The sequence below is a fragment of the Mesorhizobium sp. M1027 genome, from assembly GCF_040318745.1.
In the GTDB taxonomy this organism is placed as follows: Bacteria; Pseudomonadota; Alphaproteobacteria; order Rhizobiales; family Rhizobiaceae; genus Mesorhizobium.
The window spans coordinates 411,171-438,087 of the sequence record NZ_JAMYMW010000001.1 but is presented as its reverse complement, the minus strand read 5'-3'; the positions used below and the strand labels follow the sequence as shown (position 1 = coordinate 438,087).

Below are 26,917 nucleotides of genomic sequence, written 5' to 3'. Positions count from 1 at the left end.
CACTTTTTTGTGTCACCTGTTTGCCATCTCATCGTTTGGCAGGCGACTATCGGCTCGTCCTCAAAGATGAGACAGCTTCCCACGTCACCTATTCATCGAGCACGAATTTCTGGAAGAACTCGGCGTAGGGCTCGCGTGAGTTCGGGAACGAGGTTGTTGCGCAGAGCGCGTGTTAGCCACATTTCGAACTCACCCAATGGTGTGTTCTTGAGATGTCTCGCTACAAGGGCCATCAATCCCTTGTTGTCATAGTGCTTGGCCAGCTCGGCTAAGTCCTGATCTGCGGCAGCGGCGTTGATTCGGGCAGACGCCGCCGCTCCGATTGCAGCCACATCCAATGCAGATGTCTTAACAGCATATTCGGTGGCAATGTCCGCAACCGTGCTTGCGCCGCTGAGATCAATCTTCTTCAATGTGCGGTCAATTCGCCTGCGGCAGTACCGCGCGACAGCGCTTGCCGCCGATGCGGGGGTTACGTCGGCGATGACAGCTTGCCGAAATGTATCAAGCCGGTCGTTGAGGTCTGCCCCACGATAGCCCTCGTGCTGCGCGATTGCGCGTCCCACGTCAGGCAGCAGGAAGAGGTTCTCTATCTCCGAAACCGGCAATACGGCGACGCCGAGCTTACCCAAATTGGCAACCTCTTCCGCAGAATAGTCGTCGGCATCGACGATCCCCGAACAGGTCACCCGCGTAAGATGGGCATTGGCCCTCATTGTGACGACGGAATGAATTACTTCTTCGCAAGAACCGCGCGGAATGACAGTCCATTCCGGATAGCAACAGCGAAAAACAGCTGTGTCGAGACTGGTTTTGCTGCCTTCGACAAACAGAATTGCACGTCGGCTGCCGAGGATAAGCGTCGCAATCTCTTCATCAAAACCAGTATCCTCTGGAACCGGTTCGATTGTCCAACCGGCCTTAGGGTCATAGTCGCGGATTAGGAATTTTCCGGCAATGCGGGACGCGGCAAACTCGAGGTCATGCGTGATGAAAATGAAAGCGCAATCCGGCCGTGCCGCCTCAAGCTCGTCCCATAGTTTGGCCATGATGGATCTATGAACATGAAGCTCCGGCTCGTCAAAGATCAGAAGTATGTCCGGGTCGGCGGCGAGAACTTGGCCAATCATGTAGAACACTGAGCGCTCGCCATCGCTCATATCCTTAGCGTTGTATTCGGTATCCGATCCCGCGACCTGAACCCGAATGTCATCACCGGAGATCACGAGCCTGCGGTTAGGAAGAAGCCGCTGCCAAATGTCGGCAAGAAGCTCGAACTTCGTCATCTCGGCCGGAGATGTGTCACCGGCTCTGGCCTTTTGGTGGGTCCGCAGCGTCTTATTCATCTGATCGGCAAAAAGGGCTTGAAGCAGGACGTCGAAGTCATTGAGGAGCCCAGTTGCCATGTCCCCATGCCAGCGACTTCCTACACGGTGATCAAAGCTCGCACCTATGCCAGTATGGCCGGTCCGAAGCCCCAGCAACGCTACCTCCTCGTTGATTTTGGCGACCGTGGGCTTCAGCGAGAGTGCCCTATGGGCGGAAATACGGTGCGCGCGCAGCCGAAGTTGGTTCTCTATTTCGACGGCGAGGCGCGTCTTGCCTCCGCCGTTTGATCCAACAAAGATCAGGGAAGTGCCGGGCAGTATGATGAAAGGGATCGGACCGCCAGGGCTTCGGGTCGTGAACTCAAAGGGCATAGACCATCAATCTTTTGATTGTTGCACCACTGGCAAGCGCGAGGGCTGCCAAATGTGTCGCCCTGAGCCGAACGTATTGGGGTCGAAGTGGGAAGTAAGGCGACTGTCATCAGTTAGCATGGGCCGGTTATCGCGTGCAATCGATGAGCCTTGATTGCCTCAGGTCAATAGCGTCTTTTTCAATCCTCATCCCTCCAAAGGACCCGCCGAACAACCTTTATCTGGGCAAGCCGCCTAATCCGAATGCCCTGCCGCTCGCGCCATTGGGTTGTATGTCTCGGCTGCATGAAGTCGTCTTGCCGCATCGTTCGCAGCTCATTTTGGTCCCGACCAACTCAGCCTCAATGTCCCCAAAGATTTCCTTTAGCCCACCCGGCCACCAACGCTTGACGTTAAAGAGCCCGCAGCGGACCAGCACAAATGATCGTTCGCAACGGGCGCCTTCAGGAACAAACTGACGCGCGCTCTGCTTGGGCCATTCTGTGTTGGTCTGCCGTGCAGTGGCTTGACCGGAGGCGCGGCTGACACGTCACGCGGGCCTGTGCTGTCGCACGATCCTCCACTCGTGCCAGATCAGCACCATGACGACCGCATCGAAGACGGTCAGTACGAGCAGGCCCGGAGAGTGGGTATAGGAATAGCGGTAGACTTGGTAGACCATGAATGCGCCCAGCGCGACGAGGGAGGCCGGGTACGACCAGAGCTTGCCTCGCAAAAGGCCGACGACCAATAGCAGCTTTATCAGGCCGTGGCTGAGCAGGTAGAAGGCGTAGAACTCCTTGCTGGCGACGGAAAAATGGCCTGCCATCTGCGACAGATAGCCAGCTACGAAATCATTCGGATCTTCGATCAATTCCTCTTGGGTGAAGGCATTGACCCACGAGGCAATGGTGTCTGTGGTGACGAGATAAAGCAGGACACCGCCAAGGCATTCGATCAGGGCGTGCGCACCCTTGAGCCAGACGCTGACTTCAAAAATCTGATGGATGCGGCGTTCATCAAAAGCCTTCACAACCCACCTCGCGGTCAATAACGGAACCAAACAATGGATGCAGCTCTCACTCACTGGATCAACGCGGCAGCCGGGCTCAGCCCTTTCCTAGATAGAGCAATGATTGGCGTCTCACAGATCGGCGTTCCGCTGATGGTGCTGGCCGTGGCCCTACAATGGTGGGCGAAGGTCGACCGCTACCATGTCCGTCACGCGGCCTTGTCGGCCGGTCTGGCGTTCCTGCTCGGCCTTGCGATCAACCAGTTCATTCTTCTGTTCGTGCATCGGATGCGGCCCTACGATGCCGGTGTGACCCACTTGTTGATTGCGCCCAGCGCCGACTGGTCATTCCCGTCCGATCACGCGACAGCCGCCATTGCGATTGTTGCGGCCTTTGCGATGCAAGGCCTCCCGCGCCGGACGATTGCGCTCTTCATCATGGCATTTCTGATTTGCTGGTCGAGAATTTACATCGGCACTCACTACCTTACCGACGTTCTCGGCGGTGCCATCACTGGCGTCTTAGGTGCCGGTGTGGTGCGATTGACTTACCGCAAGAACTCCCGGCTGGACAATCTGGTGACCAAAATTCTTTAGATTGATGCGGCTCGAGACGCATCGATAGTGGCAAGGTGAGCGGTAACAGGGCTAGCCAGATTGCCGTAACACCCCTTCCTCCTTGGCAGCAGCCTCGAAGGCCTTACGGGCTTCCTCCGGGGTAGCCCGGTCCCCGACGGCCTCGATGCACACTTGCACAGCCTTCCGCCACTTAGGTCCCATCTTGGTCCACTTCATGAGTTCCTCGGCGGCACCCTCGACATTGTTGCAGCCGTAGGTGACCCCAGGTCGTTGGGTCTTGAGAAAGGCCGGCCGGTGTCAGCAATGGTCAGTTTCCTGCAATGCTAGATCGGTAAGTTCATGTCGGAAGTTGACGCTCTGCTCCCCGGACCTGGATGGCGAAGTAGAGCTGGTCGCCAGCGAACGCCAGTGCGCGATGGCGGCCAGGTGGTCTGAGCGTTATCTCTTCATGCACTGCCCGGAGCCGCCGGGATCGCAGACTTCTCCTACACCGCAATCGAAATCGCGTGTGCAGGCGGGCGGCGACAAGGGCGGGGCGAGAACAATATAAGGCGTATGGACCCTGTCGCCAGGCGGCACGAAAGCCGGCGCTCGCTCGCCTGCGTCACCGAGCGTGCGAATATAGAGATAGAGCGACTTCTTGTCCTCATCGCTCATCGCCCGTACGTTATACCCTGGCATCGGTGGATAAGTCTCAAGGCCTCGAAGATATGAAACGAAGCCGTCGGCTGTGAGGTCGGCGGCCGTCAGCCGTAGGTTTGCCGCATAGCTGGTTCCCCACGGTCCCTGAAAGCCGAGTGCATTTCCCTTGAAAGCCTTGGCCGGATCGATCTTGCCGCCACTTTCGCTATATCCTTCGGTGTGGCAATCGTGGCAGCCGCCGATGATGGAGACATAGAGTCCTCGCTCGACCGAAGGTTCCCCTGCCGCCGGCGCGGCATTGAGAGCAAGCGCGGCAATGCGCATCAACCAATATGCACGCATCGCATTCCCCTTCCTTGGTGCCGAACGGCTCTGCGAGGGACTTGTTCGGCTTTGTCGTGCTTTGTCATGTCGGCCGAGCTTCCCCGCCTGTCGCGCAACTCGGAGATGAGGGAATGGTTGCATTAGGGATCAGGAATGTTTGGGAACTGGGCTCGGGTAACTGGCACATTCGGCCCTATCAGACGAGCGTAGCACCAACCCCTCTTCCTTGGCAGCCGCCAAGAATGCCTTGCGGCACTCCTCAGGCTCCATCTCGTCGGCAATCACAGCGAGGCATACGTGCACCGCGAGGTTCCACTGAAGGCCATGGTTGGTCCACTTCAGGAGTTCCTCAGCGGCTGCTTCAGCGTTGCTAACCTTCCGCGTCGAACCGCTACCCTCGGTGCTGACAGGGACCGGCGGGGAGAACCAATGGAGCGCCATGCAGTCACTCTTTGTCGGCCCGATCAAGTTCCTGCAGCAAATGCTTTTGCTCAGCCGGCAGCTCCCGTTCTACGGGCAGATTTAGCAGGTTGCGAAGGTAATTGCGGATTACCTCTGAAGTGATCCACCGCCGCACAACTTCGGCAATAACCTTCCGTTTGGCTGCGTCAATTTCGACCACGTTCGGTGCGGACCCGTAGGTCGGACCTATCCCCCATGTTTCCCACATCTTTGGTCACCATCCCCGGCGAAGATACGGACACCGCCCCGCTCACCTTAACGTTGACCGTAAAGGTTCTTCTAGGCGTCTTCTCCAATTCTCGCTTCCTGTAGATCTGGAAACGAATCGACGGGGTTAAAGCTTTGACCTGCCGGCGTGGCGCGGTGTCTATGTCGATAGCCACCTCGCCTGCCACGTCAGCCTTGGCCGCCTCCAGCGATGCAATCACGACGTCGTTTAGCCAAGCCTTTGCTTGCTCGCTGAAGTCCGCCATGGGGGCATCTCGCTTCCCCATCTGCGCGCCACCGACGGGCTCCTCCTGCTGACGGCGAGCTTTCTTCCCGCGCTCAAGGGCTTCTTTAAACTTTGCCATCCCTGTTGCTCCGACTTGTCATCAGACCACCCCCGTCAGATCGGCTATGGCGCCCTCCCATTTCACTAGAACGCGCACAGTCGGGGTACGTTGCGTTGGGGAGCCTTTGGGTTCGCCGCTATTCAGCGTTTGGTCAGTCACAACGAACGTTGACGTTAGACAATGCTTCGGCCACCACCTTGTCAGGCACAACGCTTGAACTGGACAAGGCCGTGAATCAGTACGTCATCTACACCCGCGTTTTGACGGACTGGCTTTGCGTTTCGTCCGTGCTTATGAAGCAGCTCGCTCACCAGCTGGTTGCAATTGCCGTTGGCGCAACTTTCTGATGTGAATGACCCGACGACTAGCTATGAAGGCGATTTCCGCGCCTTCGCGCGGACCGGCCGCCTGGAAGAAGGTGACCTTGCTTTCCGGCTCGATCATGATGATTTCGCGCAGATCAGCACCGGCGATCGTAGCTTGGCGCACGAAGCGGGTCGCGCTGTCCTCCACGACGTCGCAACGGGTGCAGAGGCCTGCGGGCAGGAACAGGCGGGCGTCGCGCGCCTTGAGTTCGAGGCCCTGCCATATCTGCGCACGGGTCAGCCTGGTCTCGCCTCCGGGATTCACCGGAACGGCAGCGGTCGAGTAGATCACGATGTGTCTCCTGGGACAGAAGGTTATCAGTGCTGGAGCTCAGCCGGCAATTGCGGCCGCATAGTCGCGATACGAGCGCAACGGCCGGCCAAGCAGCGCGGTCAGCCGGTCGACATCGCCGGCGTCGGGGACCATGCCGTCCGTGAGGAAGCGCTCGGCCATCAGGCGCATGTCGAGCGCCATCCAGCTCGGCATGAACTGCCGCAGGTTCTGCTCGAAGCCGGCGGTGTCGTCGCCGGGATACGCGATATGTCGACCGAGGACGTCCGTCCAGATCGCTGCGACGTCCGTGCCAGTCAGCGTGTCGGGGCCGACCAGGTTGATGCGGTCGAACGGCAGCGGCGCGGCGGCCTGCTCACGGCGGAGGAGTTCGATCGCGGCGATCTCGCCCAGGTCCCGCGCGTCGATCATGGCGATGCCCTTGGCTCCGATCGGCATCGGATAGATGCCGTAGCCGATCACCACGTCCTTGATCGTGATGTCGTTGTCCATGAAGTAGGCGGGCCGCAGGATGGTGGCGTTGAGCTCCATCTGTTCGATCATCCGCTCGACGCCGAACTTGCCCGCGAAATGCGGCACATTGACGTAGATGTCGCTGTGGATCACCGACAGATAGACGATCCGCTCGATGCCGGCCTCACGGGCAACGGCCAGCGCTACCAGCGCCTGAGTGTATTCGTCGGCCACCACCGCGTTCAGCAGGAAAAGGGTGGAGACGCCGGAGAACGCCTTGCGCAGGGAATCGACATCGAGCAGGTCACCCTGCACGACATCTACGCCAGCGGGGAAATTGGCCTTCGAGGGATCGCGAACCAAAGCGCGCACATCGGCGCCACGCTTCACAAGCTGTTCGACTACGTTGCGGCCGACATTGCCGGTCGCGCCGGTAACGAGAATGGTCATGGGATTACTCCTGAGTTGAGCCGGATGGCGTCTCAGAAAATTAGTGATCCACATTTGTGTCGGTAGGCATGATATCTGAACACGCCGTCCCACAGGTGGAACACATGGATCTACTTGCCCTTGCTGATTTCAATCTGGTCGCCCGCCACGGGGGCTTCGGTAAGGCCGCCCGCGCTGCCGGGCGCCCGAAGGCCACCTTGTCCCGACGCGTGGCGGAGCTGGAGGCGAGTCTGGATCTACGGCTGTTTGAGCGTGGCGCGCGCGCGTTAAAGCTGACGGAAGAAGGACGCGCGCTTTTCGAGCGCGCGGGCCGGTTGCTTTCCGAGCTCGAAGAGACGACGGCGGCGATCGCCTCAGGCGGCGAAAGGCCGCGCGGCCGGTTGCGGATCAGCGCCCCATTGCTGTTCGCACAGATCGCGATGGGGAAGATCGCCGCCGGCTTCGCCCTGAAATACCCGGAGGTCAGGCTCGAGGTCACGACCGAAGACCGCGTCGTCGACATGATCGAAGAGGGATTTGACCTGGTGATCCGGGTCAATCCGGATCCGGATGAGAGCCTCGTTGGGCGAGCCTTTCTGCGTGATCGGCTGGTGGTCGTGGCAAGTCCTGACCTCGCCCTGCCGGCCGAAGGCCTGGCGACCCCGGCCGTCATGCGTTCGACAGATCGCGGGGCTTGGGAGGTGAAAACGCCAACTGGCCGGTTAACAATCGCGATCGAGCCCGTCCTTGCGTTGTCGTCGCTCATCATGGTCCGGGATGCAGTGCGAGCGGGCGTCGGCGCGGGACGCCTTCCCGTGTCGCTAGTGAGCCATGATCTGGCGGACGGAACGCTGGTACTTTGGGGGGATGTCGAGGGACCCGACATCGCCCTGTGGACACTCTATCCCTCTCGGCGGCTGCTGAGCGCGCGCGTCTCCGCATTCCTCGACCATCTGAAACGCGCCTTTCCCATGGGGACACCTGACGAGCTGGCCGCCTATATCGGCAAATGACTCCCACGAAACTGGCTAACCAAGCTGATGCGTTACTCCATAAATCTTTCAGCGTTACTTCACACCCGAATTACGGTGCCAGTGCACTTTTTGCGGCGGCATTCAGGGCCTTTCCGCCGCAAATCTCGAATGCGCGTTTTTTAGCCTTCCCTGACCGGCAGCGCCTTTTCACCGGAATCGACCGCCCTATTTCGCCTCGACAGGTGGGTGGCTGCTTGCTGGACAAGTCCTTGCGGCGAGTACGGCATGTGCTTCGAGGTACCCCACATGAACTTCCACGATCGGCACCTATTGAGGTTGCGGGTGAACGGAGAGGATCACAGCCTTTCCGATCTCGATCCCCGCGTCACGCTGCTCGACCTGCTGCGCGAGCGGCTTCATCTGACCGGAACGAAAAAGGGATGCAATTTCGGCGAGTGCGGCGCCTGCACCGTGCACCTCGACGGGCGGCGTGTGAATGCCTGCATGATACTTGCCGTGTCCTGCGAGGGACGCGAGGTTACCACGATCGAAGGGCTGGCAGACGGCGATGCGCTTCATCCCGTGCAGCAGGCGTTCATCGATCATGATGGTTTTCAGTGCGGATTCTGCACGCCCGGCCAGGTGATGTCAGCGGCGGCGCTGATCGAGGAGGGACATACCGGCTCCGATGCCGAGATCCGCGAATGGATGAGCGGGAATCTGTGCCGCTGCTCGGCCTATCCGCAAATCGTCGAGGCGGTGCGCGCAGCGGCCGGGAGGGCGAGCCAATGACCCCATTCGTCTATGCACGCGCCGACAGCCTGGGTGACACGATCGCAGCCGGTGCCGCGCCGGACAGCGCCTTTCTCGCCGGCGGCACCGAATTGCTCAACTGGCTGCGCCTTGGCATTGCCGAGCCGACCCGGATCATCGACATCTCCCGCCTCGACGGGCTGGATCAGGTCGAAACACTGCCCGGCGGCGGCTTGACGATCGGCGCGCTGACGCATCTCAACGATGTCGCGCAGCATGCGTTGGTCGTGCGCGACTATCCGGTGTTGAGCCAGGCGATCCTCAACGCCGCATCGCCGCAGCTGAGAAACCTGGCAACGATAGGCGGCAATCTTCTGCAGAAGACGCGCTGTGCCTATTTCCGTGCCGAAGAGCAGTTGCCATGCAACAAGCGTCAGCTCGGCTCCGGCTGCTCGGCATTGCATGGCATCAACGACAATCACGCGATATTCGGCTGGACCGAGGATTGCGTCGCCACCCAGCCATCCGACCCGGCCCTGGCGCTGGCAGCACTTGATGCGGTCATCGTCACCGCGCACCGCAGCGGCGGCCGGCGCATTCCGGCAGCGGAATTCCACCTGCTTCCCGACACGCGGCCCGAGGCAGACAATGTGTTGCAGCAAGGCGAACTGATCACGGCAATCGAGCTGCCGGCGCCGGCGCCGCGATCGGCTTACCTCAAGGTGCGCGAGCGCGAATCCTACGAATACGCCATCGTCTCTGCCGCCGCTGTGCTGGAGATGGACGGCCAAACCATCCGTCGGGCCGCCCTGGCGCTGGGGTCGGTGGCGCTGCGGCCGTGGCGGCTGAGCGCCGCCGAGGAGCAGCTCGCCGGTGCCGAAATCGGCGATCGCGAGACGTTGAGCACCGCTATCGAGCAATCCTTTGCCCAAGCGCGTCCCTTGTCGCAGAACGCCTACAAGATCGAACTGGCCAAGACCGCCGCTTTGCGGGCGACCGAAAGAGCAGCGAGGATGCCGTCATGATGATCAGCCAGCCTGTTGCCCGCCCTGACGGCGGCGTCAAGGTCACCGGCCGCGCCCGCTATGCGGCCGACTATTTCGCCCCCGACCTGCTCTATGCGGTACTCGTGACCGCGCCCGTTCCGGCCGGCCGCGTGACCTCGATCATGGTCGACGACGCGCTCGCCGAGAAGGGCGTCGTGCGTGTGCTCACGCATGAGGACATGCCCAAATTCGGCCGGTTCGCATCGCCGAGGGCCGAGCCCGATACGCAGATGCAGCAGGCCGAAGGCCCACCGGCAGCGCAGAGCTTCATGCCCATGCAGGGCGACGAGATACGTCACGAGGGTCAGCCGCTTGCCATTGTGCTGGGCGAGACGCTGGAGGCGGCGGAGGCCGGTGCCCGCCACGTCGCATTGCGCTTCGAGTTCGCCGAGCCGGAATTGCCGGCACCGCCGGAGTGGACCGCCATCGACAAGGCTGCGGTCGTGCCGAGGGAGAGCGGCTTCCTGTTCCTGGAGCCGACATTTACCAAGGGCGACGTCGACCGCGGGCTTAGCGACGCAGCCGCCATGGTCGAAGCCGTCTACCTGCAGCCGTCGCGCCACCACAACGCCATGGAGCCCTCGGCGACGCTCGCTGAGTGGAACGACGGAGAGCTGACGCTGCACGACGCCACGCAGCACGTCTATGGTGTCCGCCAGGTGCTTGCCGCCCGTTTGAATGTCCCCGCCGGGAAGGTCCGCGTGATTTCCCGCCATACCGGCGGCGGCTTCGGCGGCAAGGGTTGGATCTGGCCTCATCAGGTGCTGGCCGCCGCCGCGGCGCGCATCATGCAGCGCCCGGTCAGGCTGGCGCTGAGCCGCGCCAATGCCTATTCCTGCCTCGGCTACCAGCCGCGCATGGCACAGAAGATCGTGCTGGCTGCGGACAGGTCGGGCAAGCTGACCGCCGTGCAACAGGACGTGGTCAACCTGACCACCGTGAGCGACGATTTCGTCGAGTTCGCCACCGAAGCCTCGAAGGGTCTTTACGCCACGCCGGCCATGCGTCTCAGCCAGCGTGTCGAGCGCGCGAACGTCGCCATGCCGACGGCGCTGCGCGCGCCGGTCGAGGGTCCGGGTACCTGGGCCCTCGAAAGCGCGATGGACGAGCTCGCCCACCGCCTCGGCATCGATCCGCTCGACCTGCGTCTGATCAACCATGCGGACACGGATCCGGCCACCGGCCAGCCCTGGTCATCGAAGAAGCTGCGCGAGGCTTATGAGGAAGGCGCCCGCCTGTTCGGCTGGCGCGAGCGCCCGCGCAAGCCGCAACGCGATGGCGATTGGCTGATCGGCTACGGCATGGCAACCTGCAGCATGGGCTGTTTCCGCCACCCGACACCTGCAGCCGAGGTCAGGCTGCACAGGGACGGCAGGGTGCTCATCCGCACCGGCACCCAGGACATAGGGACCGGAACACTCACCATCTTTCCGCAGATCGCGGCCGACGTGCTGGGCCTGCCGATGGCGAAGATCGAGTTGGAAATGGGCGATACGCAGCTGCCGGAGGCGGGACCGACTTATGGCTCGTCATCGACCATGGGGGTGGGCGCGGCGGTGCTTGCCGCCGCCGAAGATGCGCGTTCGCAGCTTGCCCGTCTTGCCAATCTGCTGCCGGACGAGGTGGAGATGCAGGACGGCAAGATTCGCCGCAAAGGCGCTGCCGGCGGTCAGACGATCGCCGGCGTTATGAGCCATACCGACATCGGCGAGATCATCGGCTCCGGCTCGTTCGATCCGGCGCAGCATGGCAAAGGCCTCGCCATGCGCACTTTCGGCGCGATTTTCATGGAGGTCGGCGTCGATCCGGGGCTCGGCCTGCTCAGGCTTCGTCGCGCCGTCGGCAGCTACAGCGCCGGCCGCATCGTCAATCCCCGCACCGCACGCAGCCAGATGACGGGCGGCATCATCTGGGGCTGGGGCATGGCGGCGATGGAGCAGAGCAGGCACGAACCGGTGCTTGGGCGGTTCCTGTCGAAGAACCTTTCCGGGGTCGCCATTCCGGTCAATGCCGACATTCCCGGCGACATCATAATCCACTTCGTCGACGAGGTGGACGAGCATGCCAGCCCGATCGGCGGCAAGGGCATCGGCGAGCTCGGCGCCACAGGCGTTGCCGCTGCGGTGGCCAATGCCGTCTTCGACGCCACAGGCAAGCGGATCCGGGAGTTGCCGATCACGCCGGAAAAACTGCTGTAGAAGGACCGGCCCGCGGAAGCGTCTGCTCGACGAGGTTGACGTAATAGCGCATCACCGTCGGCACGATCTCGTCGTTGAAAACGTAGCGGTCGCCATGTAGGCCTTCGCCGGGGCCGACCTCCCCGGCACCGATCCACGCATAACAGCCGCCGGCGTCGCGGATCATGAAAGCGAAATCCTCGCAGCCGAGACTGGGGCTGAACCCGGTCAAGACATTCTCCCGGCCGACGACGGATGCCGCCGCCTCGACGGCGTGGGCCGTCGCGTCCGCCGTGTTGATCAGCGGCGGATAGCCCTTCCGGTAGTCGAGCCTGGCGTTGAGCGAATGCGCGGCGGCAATGCCTTGTGCGATCTCCCCGATCAGCCTCTCGCAGTGATCGGAAAGGCCGGGCTCGAAGAAGCGGCAGGTGCCTTGCAGCCAGACCTTGCCCGGCACGATGTTGCCGACATTGCCGCCGTGGATCTGCGTGAGGCTGACGACAAGCGCGCTTTGCGGGTCGACCGAGCGGCTGACGATGCGCTGGACGGCTTGCACAAAGGCGCTGGCGGCCAGGATCGGGTCATCGCCGAGCTGCGGCATCGCGGCATGCGCGCCAAGACCCTCGAAGATCAGTTCGAAATTGTCCACGGCCGCCATTTGCGCACCAGCGCGGGCGGCGACCGTTCCCAGCCTGACGCCCGGCCAGTTGTGGACCGCATAGACCGCCTCGACCGGAAAGCGCTTGAACAGGCCGTCCTCGATCATGCGCATGCTGCCGCCCTCGTTTTCCTCGGCCGGCTGAAAGATGAACGTGACGGTGCCGTCGAAGGTGCGCGATTGACTGAGCAGTTTGGCGGCGCCGAGCAGCATCGCCGTGTGGCCGTCATGGCCGCAGGCGTGCATTACTCCTTCTTTCCTGGAGGCATAGGCCAAGCCGGTTTTCTCCAGCACCGGAAGCGCGTCGAGTTCGGCGCGAAGGCCGATGGCGCGTGCGCCGCCACCGCTGCGCAGGACACCGACGACGCCGGTGCCGCCGATCCCTTCATGCACCTCGTCGACGCCGAAGGAGCGCAGCTTCTCTGCAACGAAACGCGCCGTTTCGTATTCATTGAATCCGAGCTCCGGATTGGCATGGATATGGTGCCGCCAGCCTATGACCTCTGGTGTCAGCGCGGCGATGGGGTCATTATGCAGCATGATGCCTCCTTTCACGCCGGCAAGGCGGCGCGGTTTGGTCCTGCCAGCCATATAGAAGGCCAGACGAAAAGCGTCTTGAACCGGATTGACCATGGCAAAGACAATCGAAGCGGCAGAGACCGGGAAATACTGGCGCCATCCGTGCTTCCCCGACCTGGGCCTGTTCAAGGCGCGCTTCACCCAGCACCGCTACGACCTGCACACGCACCCGACCTATGTGATCGCCCTGATCACCTCCGGCTGCGAGCGCATTCGCATCGGCCGTCAAAGCGTTCTCGCTCCGGCGGGCGCCATTGCCGTCGTCAATCCTGAAGAGTGGCATGACGGCGAACGCGGGGCGGATGAAGGCTGGGCCTACCGGACATTTTATCCTTCGGTGCCGATGATGACCGCGCTTACCCGCGAACTCGGCCGCGACGGCGCTCCGGCGTTTTCGCGCGCGACGATCGAAGACAGCAGTCTCGCCGCAGCATTGACGGCAGCGCACCAGGGCTCGACATCCCCGGACACAATGACGGCAGAGACGTCCCTGCTCGTGGCGCTGAGACAACTGATCGTTCGGCATGGCGACTCGAGCGGACCGGCCGAAGAGATTGAAAGCTGCGGATCGCAGCGAAGATTTTCGCTGTACCGCGATCTTGTCGAAAGCGAGCTTGGCTCGCAGCTCGACCTCAAGCGGCTTGCCGGCGCGGCTGGCGTGACCCGGTTCCAGGTCATCCGCGACTTCAACAAGGCAATTGGCCTGACGCCGGCGGCCTATATCCGCGACCGGCGATTGCGCCGGGCGAGCGCGCTGATCGAACAGGGATTTGGCCTCGCCGACGCCGCTATTACGGCGGGTTTCGCCGACCAGAGCCATTTTTCCCGTACATTCCGGGCCATGCATGGTATGACGCCGGGCATGTTCAGAAGAGCTGGATAAGGCGCTCCTGAACAGACAAGCTTGCGCCTCAAAGCTTGCTGCGCAATGCTGACGCAGTTCGGGGGGAATCATGCGAAAAATCTTGGCACCGACGCTGCTGCTCACGGCTGCACTGTTTGCAAACAGCGCCCAGGCGCTGGATGCCAGCGGGACGCCGGTTGTCGTGACCCCGCTTGCCTCTCGCACCGAGACCGCGTCCGGCCAGCCGATCACGCTGCCCCAGAAGAACGTCCAGGTCCTGGTCTCGGCCTATCAGATCGCGCCGGGCGCGACCTTGCCGGTCCACAAGCATCCGTTTCCGCGCTATGCCTATGTCGAGGCCGGCACGCTTCAGGTCACCAACGTCGAGACCGGCAAGAGCAACACCTATCAAACAGGTGATTTCATCATCGAGATGATCGGGCAATGGCATCAGGCGATCAATGTCGGCGCCGATCCGGTCAAGCTGCTGGTCATCGACCAGGTCGAAGAAGGCACCAAGAACACCGTGTTGCGCCAGTAGCTACCACGTCTGAAAACGGCGTCCGTGGCGAATCCAGCGCAGCGCGTAACAGACGTCAGAACGCGAACCCCTCCGGCAAATTGTGATTCCAATAGCCTTCCTCGACAAGTTCACTTATGCGCCAGCCCTCGGACGTGCGTACGACGCGGTCGCGATACCAGAGCCCCTGGAAGAAGACCTGCCTTTTGCCTTCGCCGAGGTCGACCACCATCGGGCATGAACAATGCACGCGCGCGCTGGCCTCATCCCCTCGGAGATCCAGAAGGATTGTCGAAATGGCGTGCTGCGAGATCAATATCTTCGAAAGGGCGCCTTTCATGTAAGCGACATGCTCATCCACACCGCTCCTGATTCCACCTGTTACAGTGTCGTCAAGCACGGCATCGAGTGTGAATATTTTGCGATAGGCGTCCCAGTCGCGATCGTCCACAGCATAGCAATAGCGAACAAGCAGCTGTTCGATCTCGAGCCGATCCGAAACCTCTTGCAATGAAAGGGTCATGTCCTGTCTCCGCGGTTGGCGGCACTAATGCCGCATGCGCCAAGCCTGCCCCGACATTTCGATCAATATTCACGTTGCCGATGCTCCGAGCAACCTCGCCGCGCGACTGGGCATGCGCAAACCCGAACACTCATTTGGCCTCCGCCTTTACCCGGTCGGCAGCGGCGGCCAGAACGGCGCGATCCCCCTCTTCGTACAAACGGCGGATGGAAATTGCCTTGACGCGCCAGCCTTCCGGCGTCCGCACCAGCTAGTGGAGATAGCTGCCACCGACCGTCCAGAACCGCCCGTGATCCAGTGGGCTGCGCAGACATGGCTGCGTGCAACCGCGTCATTGCCTGCGCCTTCGACAATGATGTTGCTGATAAGGTGCTGGGTGGCGTCGAAACCCGGAAGCAGACCCTGCCACTGCGCGATCAGCGCGTCGCGGCCGCTGGTCGCGGCTTCGCCGCCGAAGAGGCTGGTATAGTCGGTCGTGACGGACAGCACTTAGTTGGCGGCATGGTGCGACCCTAGCTGCCGCTTGCTGGTAGCTCGGGCAAGTCCGGATCTGGTGCTCGGCATACGGCACGATGAATGGCCCGGTTTGGCCTTTGCGGACATCAACGCGGATACAAGAAAGCCGTCTTAGGTCTCCGACGCCATTTCTTTTGCCAATTCGCCGATCATCGAACGCAACCACCTGTGGGCTGGGTCGTGGCGGTAGCGAATGTGCCAAGCCATCTGCACTGGAAAAGTGCCGAGGTCGACGGGCGGCGGTAGTATCTTCAGGCGCGGATCCCTCTCAAGGCTGCGGCAGATCAGTCTCGGCAGCGTTGCGCAGTAATCCGTAACGGCAAGCATCTCTGGCACGGCCAGGAAGTGCGTGACAGAAAGGGCAATCTCTCGCTTGAGGTTTTGTTGCTCCAATGCCTGGAAGAGGCCCGCCCGCAGCCGGCCCGGCGGGAGCACGTTCACGTGCTTGAGCCTTTCATACTGTTCTCGGGAAATATGGTCTCGAACGTCGGGATGATCCTTGCGCACCGCGCAGGCGAGCCCATCGTCCATAAGATGCTGGACGACAAGATTGCCCGGCGGATCGACGATCCGGCCAATCACCATGGCCGTGGTACCGGAAATGACGCCGGTCTCGGCGAGATCGTTGCCAAATGCTGTCATGCGGAGCTTGATACCAGGCGCCAGCTCACGCGTCCTCGCGACGAGGGCCGGCATCAACACAAGCTCCACGTAACTGTTGGGGGCAAGCGTGAACAGCCGTTCGGCCTTTGCTGGCTGAAATTCCTGCTGGTTCAAAATGAGATCGTCCAGTTGCGCCAGCGCTGCTTCGATCGTCGGAGCGATCTCCTCAGCCAATTGCGTCGGCTTTATGCCATACCTTTCCCGGATGAATAGCGGATCCCGGAGGGTGTCGCGCAGGCGGTTCAACGAATTGGACAGCGCCGGCTGGGTGATGCCCAGTCGCGCTGCTGCCCGTGTCACGCTCCGCTCTTCCATCAGGGCGAGGAAAACCGGGAGCAGGTTCAGATCGTATCTCATCGAGATATAATCTGACATGAATATATAAAATAAATGAAATAAATTTCTGAAATACATGGGCAGGTGCCATTATCCGTGCATCGACAGGCCGACGCGGCCGATCGAGCTCCAAATCAACCAACTACGACGCCTCATTGGCGCGGCATCACCTGAGAAAAGGATCCGACAATGAAAGTCCTGATGGTACTCACCTCCCACGACACTCTCGGTAACACCGGCAAGAAGACCGGCTTCTGGCTCGAGGAACTGGCAGCCCCCTACTACGTCTTCAAGGACGCTGGCGCCGAGATCACCCTCGCCTCGCCGAAGGGCGGCCAGCCGCCTCTCGATCCGAAAAGCGACGAGCCTATGTTCCAGACCGACCTTACACGGCGCTTCAGTGCTGACGATATTGCCAAGGCGCAGCTCGCAGAAACCGTGCGCCTGGACAGTGTCGACCAGAAGGACTTCGACACGGTCTTCTACCCCGGCGGCCACGGCCCGCTGTGGGATTTGGCCGAAGATCCGAATTCGATCAAGCTGATCGGATCCTTCATCGCGGCCGGCAAGCCGATCGCCCTCGTTTGCCACGCACCGGGCGTTCTGCATCGCGTGACCAGTCCCGACGGCACGCCGTTTGTGCAGGGACGCTACGTCACCGGCTTCACCAATAGCGAGGAGGAGACCGTAGGTCTCACGAATGTCGTGCCGTTCTTGGTCGAGGACGAGCTGATCAGCCTCGGCGCGGTTTTCTCCAAGGTCAAGGACTGGGGCGTCCACACAGTCGTCGATGGCCAGCTTATCACGGGTCAGAACCCAGCATCATCGAGCGAGGCAGCTGAGGCGCTGCTAGGCGCTTTGAGCCCGAGGAAGAGCAAGACCGCCTGAGCGGTCTGGAACAACCGTGATCTGCCGACGGCTCGCGTCGGCGGATCAACTTCAGAACCCGCTACAGTCTCAAGCCGATCCGAAACGTCTTGCAGTGAAGGGGTCATGTCCTGTCTCCGCGGTTGGCGCCACTAATGCCGCATGCGCCAAGCCTGCCCCGACATTTCGATCAATATTCACGTTGCCGATGCTCCGAGCAACCTCACCGCGTGGCTGGGCATGCGTAAACCCGAACACTCATTTGGCCTCCGCCTTTACCCGGTCGGCAGCGGCGGCCAGCACGGCGCGATCCCCCTCTTCGTACAAGCGGCGGATGGAGATTGCCTTGACGCGCCAACCTTCCGGCGTCCGCACCAGCCGGTGGAGATAGCTGCCGCCGACCGTCCAGAACCGCCTGCCGATCCAGTGGGTTGCGCGGACGTGACTGCGCGCCATGGCAGCATTGCCCGCGCCTTCGACAATGATGTTGGTGATGAGGTGCTGGGTGGCGTCGAAACCCGGCAGCAGTGCTTGCCACTGCGCGATCAGCGCGTCGCGGCCGCTGGTCGTGACCTCGCCGCCGAAGAGGCTGGTATAGTCGGTCGTGACACGGGGCGCGAGATAGGATCTGACCCGGTTCCATTCACGCAGGTCGGCATAGAGGCCGATCCCGGCCACTGCCTCGGCGATTGTGATCCTGTCTTTGACCGTCAGCGCATCTCCCGGGGCGCTCGAGGCGGGCGCCGAGACGGCGGAAACCATCGCAGCGGAAACCGCCGAAGCCAGGACATGCCGGCGGGTGACGAAGCTCATTGTCCCGCCTCCCCTGCACTGCCGAGCGTCGCGCGGAAGTGCGCGGCGGCGGCATCGCTCGCCGCCTTCACCGGCGCGGCGCGATCGTAGAAATCGAACTGGGTGACGTTGTCGAGCCACAGCTCCTGCCTGGAACTGGTCAGCCGCGCGTAGAACTTGTGCGCACCCTGCGGAATGGCAGCCGCCTCGCTATGCACCATCAGAAAGGGCTGGTGCAGGCGCGGGGCAGCCTGGATGGCGTCGAACCTCAGCCAGCCGCGCCAGAAGGCCGGATCGGCCTCGTTACGCCAGGCCGGGATCATGCCGCGATCGGGTTCGGTGTAATAAGGCACCTTGAACATGATCGCGCGATCGTCGCTCAGGCTGGCGGCCGGCAGGAACGCCTGTCTGCCGGTGCGGCGATACGCGGCCTCTGCCGCATCGCTCGCGGCCTCAAGCCTGGCGACGCCTTCCTTGCCGCCATAGGTCTGCTCGACCACTTCGGCATCCTGCAACCAGGGCGCGACGAGAGCGACCGACTTGATCGCGGTATCTTCGGCGGCGGCAGTGACCATGTAGCCGGAGCTGGCGCAAATGCCGAGGCCGCCGATGCGGTCCTGATCGGCTTCGGGCCGGCTCGCGAGATAGGCGACCGCGGCTTCGATGTCGGCGATCTTGGCCTTAGGATCCTCGTACTGGCGGCGTATGCCGCCGCTTTCGCCCCAACCGCGAAAATCGAAGGTCAGGGCGACGAACCCGCGATCCGCCATCTCGCGGGCGTAGCGGGTCGGCATCTGTTCCTTCACCGTCATCCAGGCGCCAGTCACGACCAGCGCGGGCCGAGGTCTCGCCGCGTCGAGATCATCGGGCAGATAGAGTTCGCCGACGAGCTGCTCACCGTGCGAGGAGAATGTGACGTGCTCGACGCGCGGTGCGGCGGCGGCATTGGAGGCGGCGAGCGTCACGGCGGTTGCTGCAGCAAGTGTCAGGGTTTTAAGCATTGCAAGTCTCCTTTGGCTTGGAGTGAGAACCGCGGCGCGTTGCGAAAAAGACCGCCGTCTCAGCGCTCGCCAGCAAGTCGGCCGGGCAGTGGCTTCAGCAGGTAATGCGCCCAGTAGAAGGCGTCCGACTGGTACATGTCGGTCAAAAAATTCTGTGCCTCGGCGATCTTGCCGTCCTTGATGCGGAACATCAGGGCGTAGAGCTGGTCGATCTCGGGACCCGAGCCGACATTCGACCAGCCGCGATGGACATCGACGACAAGGTCGCCTTGCGCCTGGAAGAAGATCGGCTCGGCCTTGAATTTGCCGTCGGCCAGGCCGCGGAAGAAGGCGACCACCTCGTCCGGCCCGCGCTTGTCGCCGGCAAGCGGATGATGGCCGGGAATGCGCCACACGATGTCGGGCGCGAGGAAGGGCCGGACGGCCTCGGGATTCCCGGTCGCATAAGCTGCGTAGTAGTCCTTGACGAGTTGGATGTTGCTGTCTTCCAGCGGCCCGGCATTCGCCGGGGCGGCAGACACCGCCAGAAGAGCGGCGGCGGCGAGCGAAGCAAGCCTGGTCATCGGTCCTGTTTCCTTCCCTTTTCGAGCCGTTCCCAACACAGAGGCCCGTTCGTCGGACTCAACATGACGCCTTTTGTTCACCGGAAAAACCAGTAGAATTCGACAGGGCTATTTGGAAAATCCTTACAATGCGCCTCGACCAGCTCAGCGGCATCGTCGCCTTCGTAAAAGTTGCGGAGGCCAAAAGCTTCACCCGCGCCGCCGCCGAGCTCGGCGTCGCTCCGGCCTCGTTGAGCGAGGCGGTCAAGGGGCTCGAGGAGCGTCTGGGGGTGCGGCTGCTCAATCGGACGACTCGCAGCGTTGGCTTGACCGAAGCTGGCGCTCAATACCTCGACCACGTGCGCCCGGCAGCCGAAGATATCCGGGCGGCTGGTGCGGCACTGCGCGAAGCTCGCGACCGTCCCGCCGGCACGCTGCGCCTCAGCCTGCCCTGGATCGCCGCCCCGCTGCTGATCGAGCCACTGATGCGGCCGTTCATGGATGCTTATCCCGAAGTGCGGCTTAGTCTGATTTTCGACGACAGTTTCGTAGACATCGCCGCCGAGGGCTTCGATGCTGGCCTGCGCATCGGCGAGCTTCTCGATAAAGATATGATAGGCGCGCGCCTGGGCGGGCCTCTGCAGATGGTCGTGGTGGGCAGCCCGGACTATTTGGCGCGCAATGGTACGCCGAAGCGGCCGGCCGACCTCGCCGCCCATCGCTGCATCGCATTCGCCCTCACCCGCGCGATTTCGCCCTGGGAGTTCATCGTGGAGGGACGCGAAGTCGCATTCACGCCGGACGCATGTCTGGTCGTGAACACGCTTCCGCTGTGCATTACCGCCGCCGAGCAGGGGCTTGGCCTCGCCTTCGCGGTCGAGGGCCTCGCCGCGCCGCTTCTTGCCTCAGGCGCGCTGGTCAAGGTGCTGGAGCCTTTCTGTTCCGCTTACGAGCCGCTCCACCTCTACTATCCCAGCCGCCGCCTCGTACCGCCGAAGCTGCGGGCCTTCATCGACTTCGTGCGCGCGAACGCTCACAAGCTGCGTATCTGATGTGACCTTTCGAGAACTTGGCCCCGTTCAGCCCCAGGGCGCCGACCATCTGCCTGGTAGTTGCGTTGAGCCGGTTGAATGCGTTGATCAGGGCAATCTGGATGACCAGGACGGCAAGGGCCTTTTCGGCACCGGATCCGGCCGGTCAGCCAACCGGGTTGCCGCCTCGGTCAGCGCCAGCACGGCGCGCTCGGCGCGGTGAAGTAAGGTGTTTCCCGCCAGGCGGACACGGTGAAGACGCGCTCGTCCTTTTCACCGGCCTTCTTCAATTCGCGCGCATGCATATCGATACAGACGCTGCATCCGTTGATCTGGCTGGCGCGCAAATGGACGAGCTTGGGCGTCACATAGGACAGATCGGCCGTATCCGTCGACTTGTCCAGCGCGAGCAGCGCCTGCAGGGCCCGGGGAATGAGCATCACATCCGGGGTCTCGACATCCTTGGCTCTGTCAGTTCGCCGGCCGCCGCGTTGCGGCGACGCAGGGATCTTCAGCTTTGCGAGGCAGTCACCTGCTCAAGCCGCTCGAGAATGCGCGGCCAGCCGCTTCCCATTCCGATGTACCCGCGCTCGTCCTCGGCCCGGAACCCGGAATGCTCCATGCGAACCCGGGTCGCCGTACCTTCGGGCGTCAACGACCATGTCACGACGGTCTTCAGACCGCTGTCGGATTCGGTGCCGTCGCCCCAGCTGTAGGCGAGTAGGCGCGGCGGCTCGATCTTCAGCACCTCGCAGTTCGTCACGCCGGACCAGCCCGGTACCGGCGTCGCGCGAAAGGTGAAGCGATGGCCTTGCACAGGCGCGAAGTCGTTCTTCATCAGCCATTCGGCAACCAGATGCGGCACGGTCAGTGCGCGCCATATCTTTTCAGCCGCGTGCGGTATGAGACGCTCGACGACAATGGATTTGGTTTCGACTGTAGTTGCTCCAGTCATAACTTCGGACCCGTTGTTTGCGGTTTGGCTGGTCTGTTCACCAACGCGCTCTCCACGAGAACCAATAACCCACCAGCTATCGTTTACGTATAACTCTGAAGTTATGAATGTGTCAAGCGGCGGAATGGCAGGCGCAAGCACATTGAGCCAACAGTTCCGGCTTTCATCGCACTAGGCCCGATGCTACCGCTGGCCAGCTGAAATCATCGACGGATCGCCCATGACCGAGACCGAACGCCCTCGCCTCCCGCTGATCGAGATCTGCGTCGAAGGCATAGACGGCCTGCTGGCCGCGCAAGCCGCCGGCGCCGACCGTGTCGAGCTCTGTGCCAGTCTGATCGAGGGCGGCATCACGCCAAGCTTCGGCACGGTGCGCACGGCGCTCGAGCTGGCGACGATCCCGTTCCACGTCATCGTGCGGCCGCGCGGCGGCGATTTTCTCTATAGCGAAGCCGAATATCGTTCGATGCTCGCCGATGTCCACGCGCTTGCCGACACCGATGTCGCCGGTGTCGTTATCGGCTGCCTTAATGCCGACGGCACGATCGATGAACAGCGCATGAGCGAACTGGTGCAGGCGGCGGGGCGATTGAACGTCACCTGCCACCGCGCCTTCGACATGACGCGCGACCCGACAGAGGCGCTGGAGACACTGATCCGCTGCAAGGTCGGCCGCGTGCTGACCAGCGGCCAGCGCGACACGGCGCTCGAGGGCGCTGACCTGCTCGCCGATCTTGTCAGGCAGGCTGGCGACCGCATCATCATCCTCGGCTGCGGCGGGCTTGACCCAGAGAACATCGGCAAGGTGCGGAGGAAAACCGGGTTGAGCGAAATGCATTTCGCCGCGCTCAAGGACGTGCCGAGTGCCATGCGTTACCGCAACCCAAGGGTCGGCATGGGCGGCACCGATCTCGACCGCGAATACCGCAACACCGTGACCGACGAGGCGAGGGTGGCGGCGACCATTGCCGCCGTCCGGACATGATCCCGGAAGACAGAAAAAACATGATCGAAACGCGTTTGCCGATCGAGCGGGTTTCGCCGCGTGATGAGCCGGCCGTCCTCGCGCTAAACAACGAGCACGCCGCCGAATTGTCGTGGCTCGAACCCGAGCACCTTTCCTTCCTGCTCGGCGAAGCGTTTTACGCACGCCGTATCGGTTCGCTCGAAGCCTTCATCATGACCTTCGACCAGGACGCCAGCTACGACAGCCCCAACTTCCTGTGGTTTCGCCGGCGCTATCCGCGGTTCGTCTATGTCGATCGCGTCGTGGTCGCCGCCGCAGCGCGCGGGCGCGGCCATGCCCGCCGGCTGTATGAGGATCTGTTCGAGCAGGCGTCACGCGCCAGCCAGGCGATCGTCACCTGCGAAGTCAATGCCGAGCCGCCCAATCCGGCTTCGGACGCCTTCCATGCCGCACTCGGCTTTGCGGAAGTGGGCGACGCGGTAATCCACGATGGCAGGAAAGCCGTGCGGTATTATGCAAGGCGGATCGCCGGCTAAAACGGCGGGCGCCGTTCGCCCTACCAATTGCGGTTCAGCCAGGAGCGGGCCGGCCTTTCGATGATGTAGTAGCTGCACAGCGCGCAAGCGAACGCCGCCGCCAGCATCAGCCACGGCGAACTGCCTTTTATGTCGACGAATTGATAAAAGGGCTGCTGCCACAGATAGAGCGAGTACGACCACAGGCCCAGCATCGTCATCGGCAGGGACGACAGAACCCCGGTCAGGTAGCGGCTGCTGAAGTCGAGCAAATTGACGGCGAGCGCCAGCAGCGGCACCGCGACCAGATAGTGGATGGGGGTTGGCACGGCAGCCATGAAAAGGAGCACAGCCACGACTGTGGCCGCCAGGGCAACGTGCGGCCCCTTGAGCAGCGCCGGCAGCCTGTCGTCGGCCTTGAGCAGGCATAACACCGCCGACAGCAGGATCGAGGCGATGTGCACGTCGGTGCGCCAATAGGTGCCCTCGTAGCCTATTGCGAGCACCCAGTAGGAGATGGCGCCGTTCGCCATGGCCAGCAGCGACAATGCGCCGAGCAGCATGATGACGCGGGACCGTCCACGGACGACGACGCTGATCAGAGCCAGAATGATATACGCATGCTCTTCGACGCAGAGCGACCAGATATGGTCGAGCGAGCCGGCGCGGGTAACGAGAACTCCGGCGTAATTGTAGGTGAACGTCAGCGCCGTCAGCGCCGCCTTCCACTTGAAGGCGATGAACGTGCCGGACAAGGCGATCATCGCGACGACGACGAAAACCAGCAGTGCCGGATAGATGCGGGAGAACCGGCGCTTGAAGAATTTCTTCAGCGGATAGTATTCGACGAACAGGATCTCGGCCATCAGCCGGCCGCTGAGCACGAAGAAGAATTCGACGCCCAGGACGCCGAGATTGATGCCGGGAACGGGGAAGAAATGGCCGATCAGCACCAGCGCGATCGACAGGCCGCGCCAGCCGTCAAGATAGGCAAGCCTCGCCCTTGACGATGTGTCGGCGACAGGCCTGGCCACGACAAGACGCGTCGCGGAGATGTCCGTCATGCCGGTCCCCTCTGCGAAAGGCGGGCTCAAGGCCGCATTCTCAGCCATATTGCAGTGCACTACAACTTTGTGCAAGTGCGAGATAACGACACGCCCGACGGGACGCACACCTTCCGTCCGTGAGCGGCTGCGCTGACGCCGTCAAACGGTAGAAACTTCAAATCCATCATGTTGGCTCATTGCCAAAGCGCCGCTTCAAGACAACAATGACCTCGACGCCGGCGCGCCAGACGCGCACAAAAAAGCGTCGGAGGAAATGGAGGAGGAAGCCGCTGGCCAAGTCACGGACGCGCTATGCATGCGGCCTCTCGGTGCTCACCACCGACGAATCCGACGCGGATGCGTTCGCCCGGGCGGTGGCAGCGGAAGCAGTGGCCATTGACGCCGGGTTTGCCCTCCTGTTTTTCTCGCAGAGACTCATAGAGGCCGTCGCCCTGTCGGAAGCGCTGAAGACCCACGCGCCGGCGCTCCACTATGCCGGTTGCTCGACGGCCGGTGAGATAACGCCCAAAGGGCTGGAGGAAGGCCAGATCCTGGCTATGCTGCTTCCCTCCGCATCGTTTTCGGCAGCCAGCACCATGGTCGAAAATCTGTCCTCATCGGGCATGGACGGGATTACCGGCGAAGTCGAGGCGCTGAGGCGGTCATTACGCGAGCGCCTCGGGCACGAGCGAGCCGACACCACTTTCGCGCTCTGCTTGATCGACGGCCTGTCTTATGCCGAAGAAGCGGTGACCTCCGCCATCCATTGGGGGCTCGACGATATTCCATTGATCGGCGGGTCGGCTGGCGATGATTTGAAATTCGAGACAACGCGGCTGATCTCGAACGGCAAAGTGACCTCCGACAGCGCCATCATCGTGCTGATCACCACGGAAATTCCTTTCCACGTGTTCAAGACCGACAATTTCGTTCCCACCGACGAGAAGCTGGTGGTGACGGCATCCGATCCCGACCACCGCATCGTGCGCGAATTCAACGCCACCATTGCCGCCGAGGAATATGCCGCCTCGGTCGGCGTCGTCGCGCAGATGCTGACGCCACTGAGTTTTGCCTCGCACCCGGTGGTGGTGAAAGTCGGCGGCGAATTTTACTGCCGTTCAATCCAGAAGATGCACGCGGACGGCTCGCTGTCGTTCTTCTGCGCCATCGACGATGGTGTCGTGCTTGCCGTCGCCCAGCCTAAGGACATGGTCGAGGCGACCCGCGCCGCTCTCAGCGACGTCAGTGAAAGGCTTGGCGGCATCGACCTGATCCTCGGTTTCGACTGCGTGCTGCGCCGGCTCGACGCGCGCAATCGGCAGGTCTATCGCGAGATTTCGGAACTCTACAAGGTCAACAACGTCCTCGGCTTCGGCACCTATGGCGAACAGTACCGTTCGATGCATCTGAACCAGACCTTCACCGGCATCGCCTTCGGTGAACGCAATGCGGCCGAAGCGGCGGAGTAGGAAATCCGGCATGCCGCTCAGGAACATCGACGACCTGGAAAGGCTGAAGAAGATCAACGCCGCGCTGATCAGCCGCGTCGAGCGCTCCATGGACCAGCAAGGCAATGCTTTTTCGCTGTTCCAGACCGCCATTTCGCTCGAGAGCCGGGTGCGCAGCCGCACCGAAGAGCTGCATTCGACCTTGCGCCGGCTGGAGCAGTCGAACATCGACTTGAATGCAGCCAAGGAAAACGCCGAGCTGGCGAACCTGTCCAAGACCAGGTTCCTTGCGGCCGCCAGCCATGACGTGCTGCAGCCGCTGAACGCCGCGCATCTGTCGGTCTCGGCACTTGCCGAAGTACAGACCAGCGAGGAAGGCAGAAACCTGGTCCGCCAGGTCGAGCGATCGCTGGAGACGATGGAGGACCTGCTCCGCACCTTGCTCGACATTTCCAAGCTCGATGCCGGCGTCGTGCAGCCCGACATCACCGATGTCAGCCTGGAGACGCTGTTTTCCTCTCTGCGCTCGGATTTTCAGCCGGTCGCGGAGATGAAGGGGCTGACGCTGAAGTTCCGGCCGGTCGATGCGCTCGTTCGTTCGGACCGAACCTTGCTGCGCCGCATCCTGCAGAACATCCTGTCCAATGCACTGCGCTATACCCGCTCGGGCGGCGTGTTGGTCGGCACCAGGCATCGCGGCGACACGATCCGCATCGACGTCGCCGATACCGGCTGCGGCATCCCCGACGACCAGCGCGAGGCTGTGTTCGAGGAATTCCATCGGGGCGTGATCCCGACGGATGCCGGGCTTGCCGCCGGCGGGCTGGGGTTGGGGCTGGCCATCGTGCGCCGCATCGCCGCGGCACTCGGCCATCCCGTCACGTTTTCGTCGAAGGTCGGACATGGCACGATTTTCCATATCGACGTTCCGGTCGGGATCGGCGACACGGCCGATCCAATCGCCGGCACCGTCGACATGGAGCGGCCGCGCGGGTACGGTCTGTTCGGCACAAGGGTGCTGCTGGTCGAGAACGACATCGAGGTGCTGCAGGCGATGACCTCCCTGCTCGAGCGCTGGCAATGCCTGGTGCGCCCCGCCACCTCGACCGGTGACGCGCTCGACATGCTTGGCGATACCGACTGGTTGCCAGACATTGTCATAGCCGACCAGCATCTCGATGGCGGCGACCTCGGCACCACCACAATCGCCGAGGTCCGTGATTATCTCGGCCGCGCCGTGCCGGCGCTGATCGTCACCGCCGACGGTTCGGAGACCGTCGCCAACGCCGCCCGCGCCGCCGGCATCGAGCTGATGCGCAAGCCGCTGAAACCGGCACAGCTAAGGGCGCTGCTGGCGCATTTGCTGGCTTGAA

Annotated in this window: 28 protein-coding genes and 3 pseudogenes; 13 read left to right on the top strand and 18 right to left on the bottom strand. The window is 62.3% G+C overall.

Translation table 11 applies throughout. The features are described from left to right. Positions 1-92 precede the first annotated feature (92 nt). Positions 93-1,700 carry an AAA family ATPase gene (locus NKH50_RS02080; RefSeq protein ID WP_352876393.1) on the bottom strand — a complete coding sequence of 536 codons (1,608 nt, stop codon included), beginning with the start codon at positions 1,698-1,700 and terminating at the stop codon, positions 93-95. Positions 1,701-2,229: 529 nt separating this feature from the next. After that, the gene (locus tag NKH50_RS02075) at positions 2,230-2,712 is read right to left on the bottom strand and encodes a DUF2127 domain-containing protein (RefSeq protein WP_352876390.1); all 483 of its coding nucleotides are present in this window, start codon (positions 2,710-2,712) and stop codon (positions 2,230-2,232) included. 33 nt (positions 2,713-2,745) lie between these two features. Here NKH50_RS02075 and NKH50_RS02070 point away from each other — a divergent pair, with 33 nt between their 5' ends. Then, positions 2,746-3,288: a phosphatase PAP2 family protein gene (locus NKH50_RS02070; protein WP_352737159.1), complete on the top strand. Its 543-nt coding sequence runs from the start codon at positions 2,746-2,748 to the stop codon at positions 3,286-3,288. Between the two features lie 51 nt (positions 3,289-3,339). Here NKH50_RS02070 and NKH50_RS02065 read toward each other — a convergent pair. From NKH50_RS02065 to NKH50_RS02040, 6 genes and pseudogenes are all read right to left on the bottom strand, one after another. Next, positions 3,340-3,519: pseudogene (locus NKH50_RS02065) on the bottom strand (DUF982 domain-containing protein); the annotation flags it as partial. A gap of 189 nt (positions 3,520-3,708) precedes the next feature. Next, entirely contained in the window at positions 3,709-4,254 is a 546-nt protein-coding gene (locus NKH50_RS02060) for a hypothetical protein (RefSeq protein WP_352876387.1), read from the bottom strand. A gap of 129 nt (positions 4,255-4,383) precedes the next feature. Then, the gene (locus NKH50_RS02055; RefSeq protein WP_352704558.1) at positions 4,384-4,677 is read right to left on the bottom strand and encodes a DUF982 domain-containing protein; all 294 of its coding nucleotides are present in this window, start codon (positions 4,675-4,677) and stop codon (positions 4,384-4,386) included. Between the two features lie 167 nt (positions 4,678-4,844). Then, a complete protein-coding gene (locus tag NKH50_RS02050) occupies positions 4,845-5,270 on the bottom strand; it encodes a hypothetical protein (protein ID WP_352876384.1) in 426 nt (141 codons plus the stop codon). 360 nt (positions 5,271-5,630) lie between these two features. Continuing rightward, positions 5,631-5,909, bottom strand: a pseudogene (locus NKH50_RS02045) (AtaL-like protein); the annotation flags it as partial. Positions 5,910-5,948: 39 nt separating this feature from the next. Beyond that, positions 5,949-6,812, bottom strand: coding sequence for an SDR family oxidoreductase (locus NKH50_RS02040; RefSeq protein ID WP_352876381.1), 864 nt, complete (start codon positions 6,810-6,812; stop codon positions 5,949-5,951). A gap of 104 nt (positions 6,813-6,916) precedes the next feature. Here NKH50_RS02040 and NKH50_RS02035 point away from each other — a divergent pair, with 104 nt between their 5' ends. The 4 genes from NKH50_RS02035 (at position 6,917) to NKH50_RS02020 (ending at position 11,762) form a co-directional block, all read left to right on the top strand. Continuing rightward, complete coding sequence (locus NKH50_RS02035; protein WP_352876378.1) at positions 6,917-7,804, top strand: LysR family transcriptional regulator; 888 nt, start codon at positions 6,917-6,919, stop codon at positions 7,802-7,804. Positions 7,805-8,071: 267 nt separating this feature from the next. Beyond that, positions 8,072-8,557: a (2Fe-2S)-binding protein gene (locus NKH50_RS02030; RefSeq protein ID WP_254818266.1), complete on the top strand. Its 486-nt coding sequence runs from the start codon at positions 8,072-8,074 to the stop codon at positions 8,555-8,557. Continuing rightward, the gene (locus tag NKH50_RS02025) at positions 8,554-9,543 is read left to right on the top strand and encodes an FAD binding domain-containing protein (RefSeq protein ID WP_352876375.1); all 990 of its coding nucleotides are present in this window, start codon (positions 8,554-8,556) and stop codon (positions 9,541-9,543) included. Before NKH50_RS02030 ends, NKH50_RS02025 begins: the two co-directional genes overlap by 4 nt. Further along, complete coding sequence (locus NKH50_RS02020; RefSeq protein WP_352876372.1) at positions 9,540-11,762, top strand: xanthine dehydrogenase family protein molybdopterin-binding subunit; 2,223 nt, start codon at positions 9,540-9,542, stop codon at positions 11,760-11,762. The genes NKH50_RS02025 and NKH50_RS02020 overlap by 4 nt, the downstream gene beginning before the upstream one ends. Here the strand turns inward: NKH50_RS02020 and NKH50_RS02015 are convergent. Continuing rightward, positions 11,740-12,939, bottom strand: a complete 1,200-nt coding sequence (locus NKH50_RS02015; RefSeq protein WP_352876369.1) for an amidohydrolase — start codon at positions 12,937-12,939, stop codon at positions 11,740-11,742. The two genes, NKH50_RS02020 and NKH50_RS02015, sit on opposite strands and share 23 nt — an antisense overlap. Before the next feature lie 91 nt (positions 12,940-13,030). Between NKH50_RS02015 and NKH50_RS02010 the strand changes: the two genes are divergently transcribed. After that, on the top strand, positions 13,031-13,861 hold the full coding sequence (locus NKH50_RS02010; protein ID WP_352688221.1) for a helix-turn-helix transcriptional regulator: 831 nt from the start codon (positions 13,031-13,033) through the stop codon (positions 13,859-13,861). A gap of 70 nt (positions 13,862-13,931) precedes the next feature. Continuing rightward, positions 13,932-14,363, top strand: a complete 432-nt coding sequence (locus NKH50_RS02005; RefSeq protein ID WP_352688219.1) for a cupin domain-containing protein — start codon at positions 13,932-13,934, stop codon at positions 14,361-14,363. Between the two features lie 55 nt (positions 14,364-14,418). On the opposite strand, the gene NKH50_RS02000 is transcribed toward NKH50_RS02005, so the two are convergent. The 3 genes from NKH50_RS02000 to NKH50_RS01990 all read right to left on the bottom strand — a co-directional run bounded on the left by NKH50_RS02000 (position 14,419) and on the right by NKH50_RS01990 (position 16,401). Further along, positions 14,419-14,865, bottom strand: a complete 447-nt coding sequence (locus NKH50_RS02000; protein ID WP_352505818.1) for a nuclear transport factor 2 family protein — start codon at positions 14,863-14,865, stop codon at positions 14,419-14,421. A 147-nt stretch (positions 14,866-15,012) separates the two neighbouring features. Beyond that, a complete protein-coding gene (locus NKH50_RS01995; RefSeq protein WP_352688217.1) occupies positions 15,013-15,354 on the bottom strand; it encodes a nuclear transport factor 2 family protein in 342 nt (113 codons plus the stop codon). A gap of 138 nt (positions 15,355-15,492) precedes the next feature. After that, positions 15,493-16,401, bottom strand: coding sequence for a LysR family transcriptional regulator (locus tag NKH50_RS01990; RefSeq protein ID WP_352688242.1), 909 nt, complete (start codon positions 16,399-16,401; stop codon positions 15,493-15,495). 168 nt (positions 16,402-16,569) lie between these two features. Between NKH50_RS01990 and NKH50_RS01985 the strand changes: the two genes are divergently transcribed. Next, positions 16,570-17,268, top strand: coding sequence for a type 1 glutamine amidotransferase domain-containing protein (locus tag NKH50_RS01985; protein WP_352876364.1), 699 nt, complete (start codon positions 16,570-16,572; stop codon positions 17,266-17,268). 237 nt (positions 17,269-17,505) lie between these two features. On the opposite strand, the gene NKH50_RS01980 is transcribed toward NKH50_RS01985, so the two are convergent. Genes NKH50_RS01980 through NKH50_RS01970 form a run of 3 tightly spaced genes read right to left on the bottom strand, consistent with a single transcriptional unit; the run spans position 17,506 to position 19,603 of the window. Beyond that, entirely contained in the window at positions 17,506-18,060 is a 555-nt protein-coding gene (locus NKH50_RS01980; protein ID WP_352688213.1) for a nuclear transport factor 2 family protein, read from the bottom strand. After that, complete coding sequence (locus NKH50_RS01975; RefSeq protein WP_352876360.1) at positions 18,057-19,040, bottom strand: alpha/beta hydrolase; 984 nt, start codon at positions 19,038-19,040, stop codon at positions 18,057-18,059. The genes NKH50_RS01980 and NKH50_RS01975 overlap by 4 nt, the downstream gene beginning before the upstream one ends. Positions 19,041-19,099: 59 nt before the next feature. Next, positions 19,100-19,603 carry a nuclear transport factor 2 family protein gene (locus NKH50_RS01970; protein WP_352876357.1) on the bottom strand — a complete coding sequence of 168 codons (504 nt, stop codon included), beginning with the start codon at positions 19,601-19,603 and terminating at the stop codon, positions 19,100-19,102. 128 nt (positions 19,604-19,731) lie between these two features. On the opposite strand from NKH50_RS01970, the gene NKH50_RS01965 reads away from it, so the two are divergent. Further along, the gene (locus NKH50_RS01965; RefSeq protein ID WP_352876354.1) at positions 19,732-20,634 is read left to right on the top strand and encodes a LysR family transcriptional regulator; all 903 of its coding nucleotides are present in this window, start codon (positions 19,732-19,734) and stop codon (positions 20,632-20,634) included. Positions 20,635-20,671: 37 nt separating this feature from the next. On the opposite strand, the pseudogene NKH50_RS01960 reads toward NKH50_RS01965, so the two are convergent. Further along, positions 20,672-21,053, bottom strand: a pseudogene (locus NKH50_RS01960) (carboxymuconolactone decarboxylase family protein); the annotation flags it as partial. 71 nt (positions 21,054-21,124) lie between these two features. Next, a complete protein-coding gene (locus NKH50_RS01955) occupies positions 21,125-21,568 on the bottom strand; it encodes an SRPBCC family protein (RefSeq protein WP_352477683.1) in 444 nt (147 codons plus the stop codon). 220 nt (positions 21,569-21,788) lie between these two features. On the opposite strand from NKH50_RS01955, the gene NKH50_RS01950 reads away from it, so the two are divergent. Then, positions 21,789-22,553 (top strand): copper homeostasis protein CutC, encoded by a 765-nt coding sequence (locus NKH50_RS01950; RefSeq protein ID WP_352876351.1) that lies wholly within the window; start codon positions 21,789-21,791, stop codon positions 22,551-22,553. A 20-nt stretch (positions 22,554-22,573) separates the two neighbouring features. Further along, positions 22,574-23,071, top strand: coding sequence for a GNAT family N-acetyltransferase (locus NKH50_RS01945; protein WP_352876348.1), 498 nt, complete (start codon positions 22,574-22,576; stop codon positions 23,069-23,071). 20 nt (positions 23,072-23,091) lie between these two features. Here the strand turns inward: NKH50_RS01945 and NKH50_RS01940 are convergent, their stop codons facing one another. Then, on the bottom strand, positions 23,092-24,114 hold the full coding sequence (locus NKH50_RS01940) for an acyltransferase family protein (RefSeq protein ID WP_254818249.1): 1,023 nt from the start codon (positions 24,112-24,114) through the stop codon (positions 23,092-23,094). Between the two features lie 206 nt (positions 24,115-24,320). On the opposite strand from NKH50_RS01940, the gene NKH50_RS01935 reads away from it, so the two are divergent. Together NKH50_RS01935 and NKH50_RS01930 are read left to right on the top strand one after the other, a co-directional pair. After that, complete coding sequence (locus NKH50_RS01935; protein ID WP_352876345.1) at positions 24,321-25,565, top strand: FIST N-terminal domain-containing protein; 1,245 nt, start codon at positions 24,321-24,323, stop codon at positions 25,563-25,565. A 10-nt stretch (positions 25,566-25,575) separates the two neighbouring features. Further along, positions 25,576-26,916: an ATP-binding response regulator gene (locus NKH50_RS01930; protein WP_254818247.1), complete on the top strand. Its 1,341-nt coding sequence runs from the start codon at positions 25,576-25,578 to the stop codon at positions 26,914-26,916. Position 26,917: the final 1 nt, after the last annotated feature.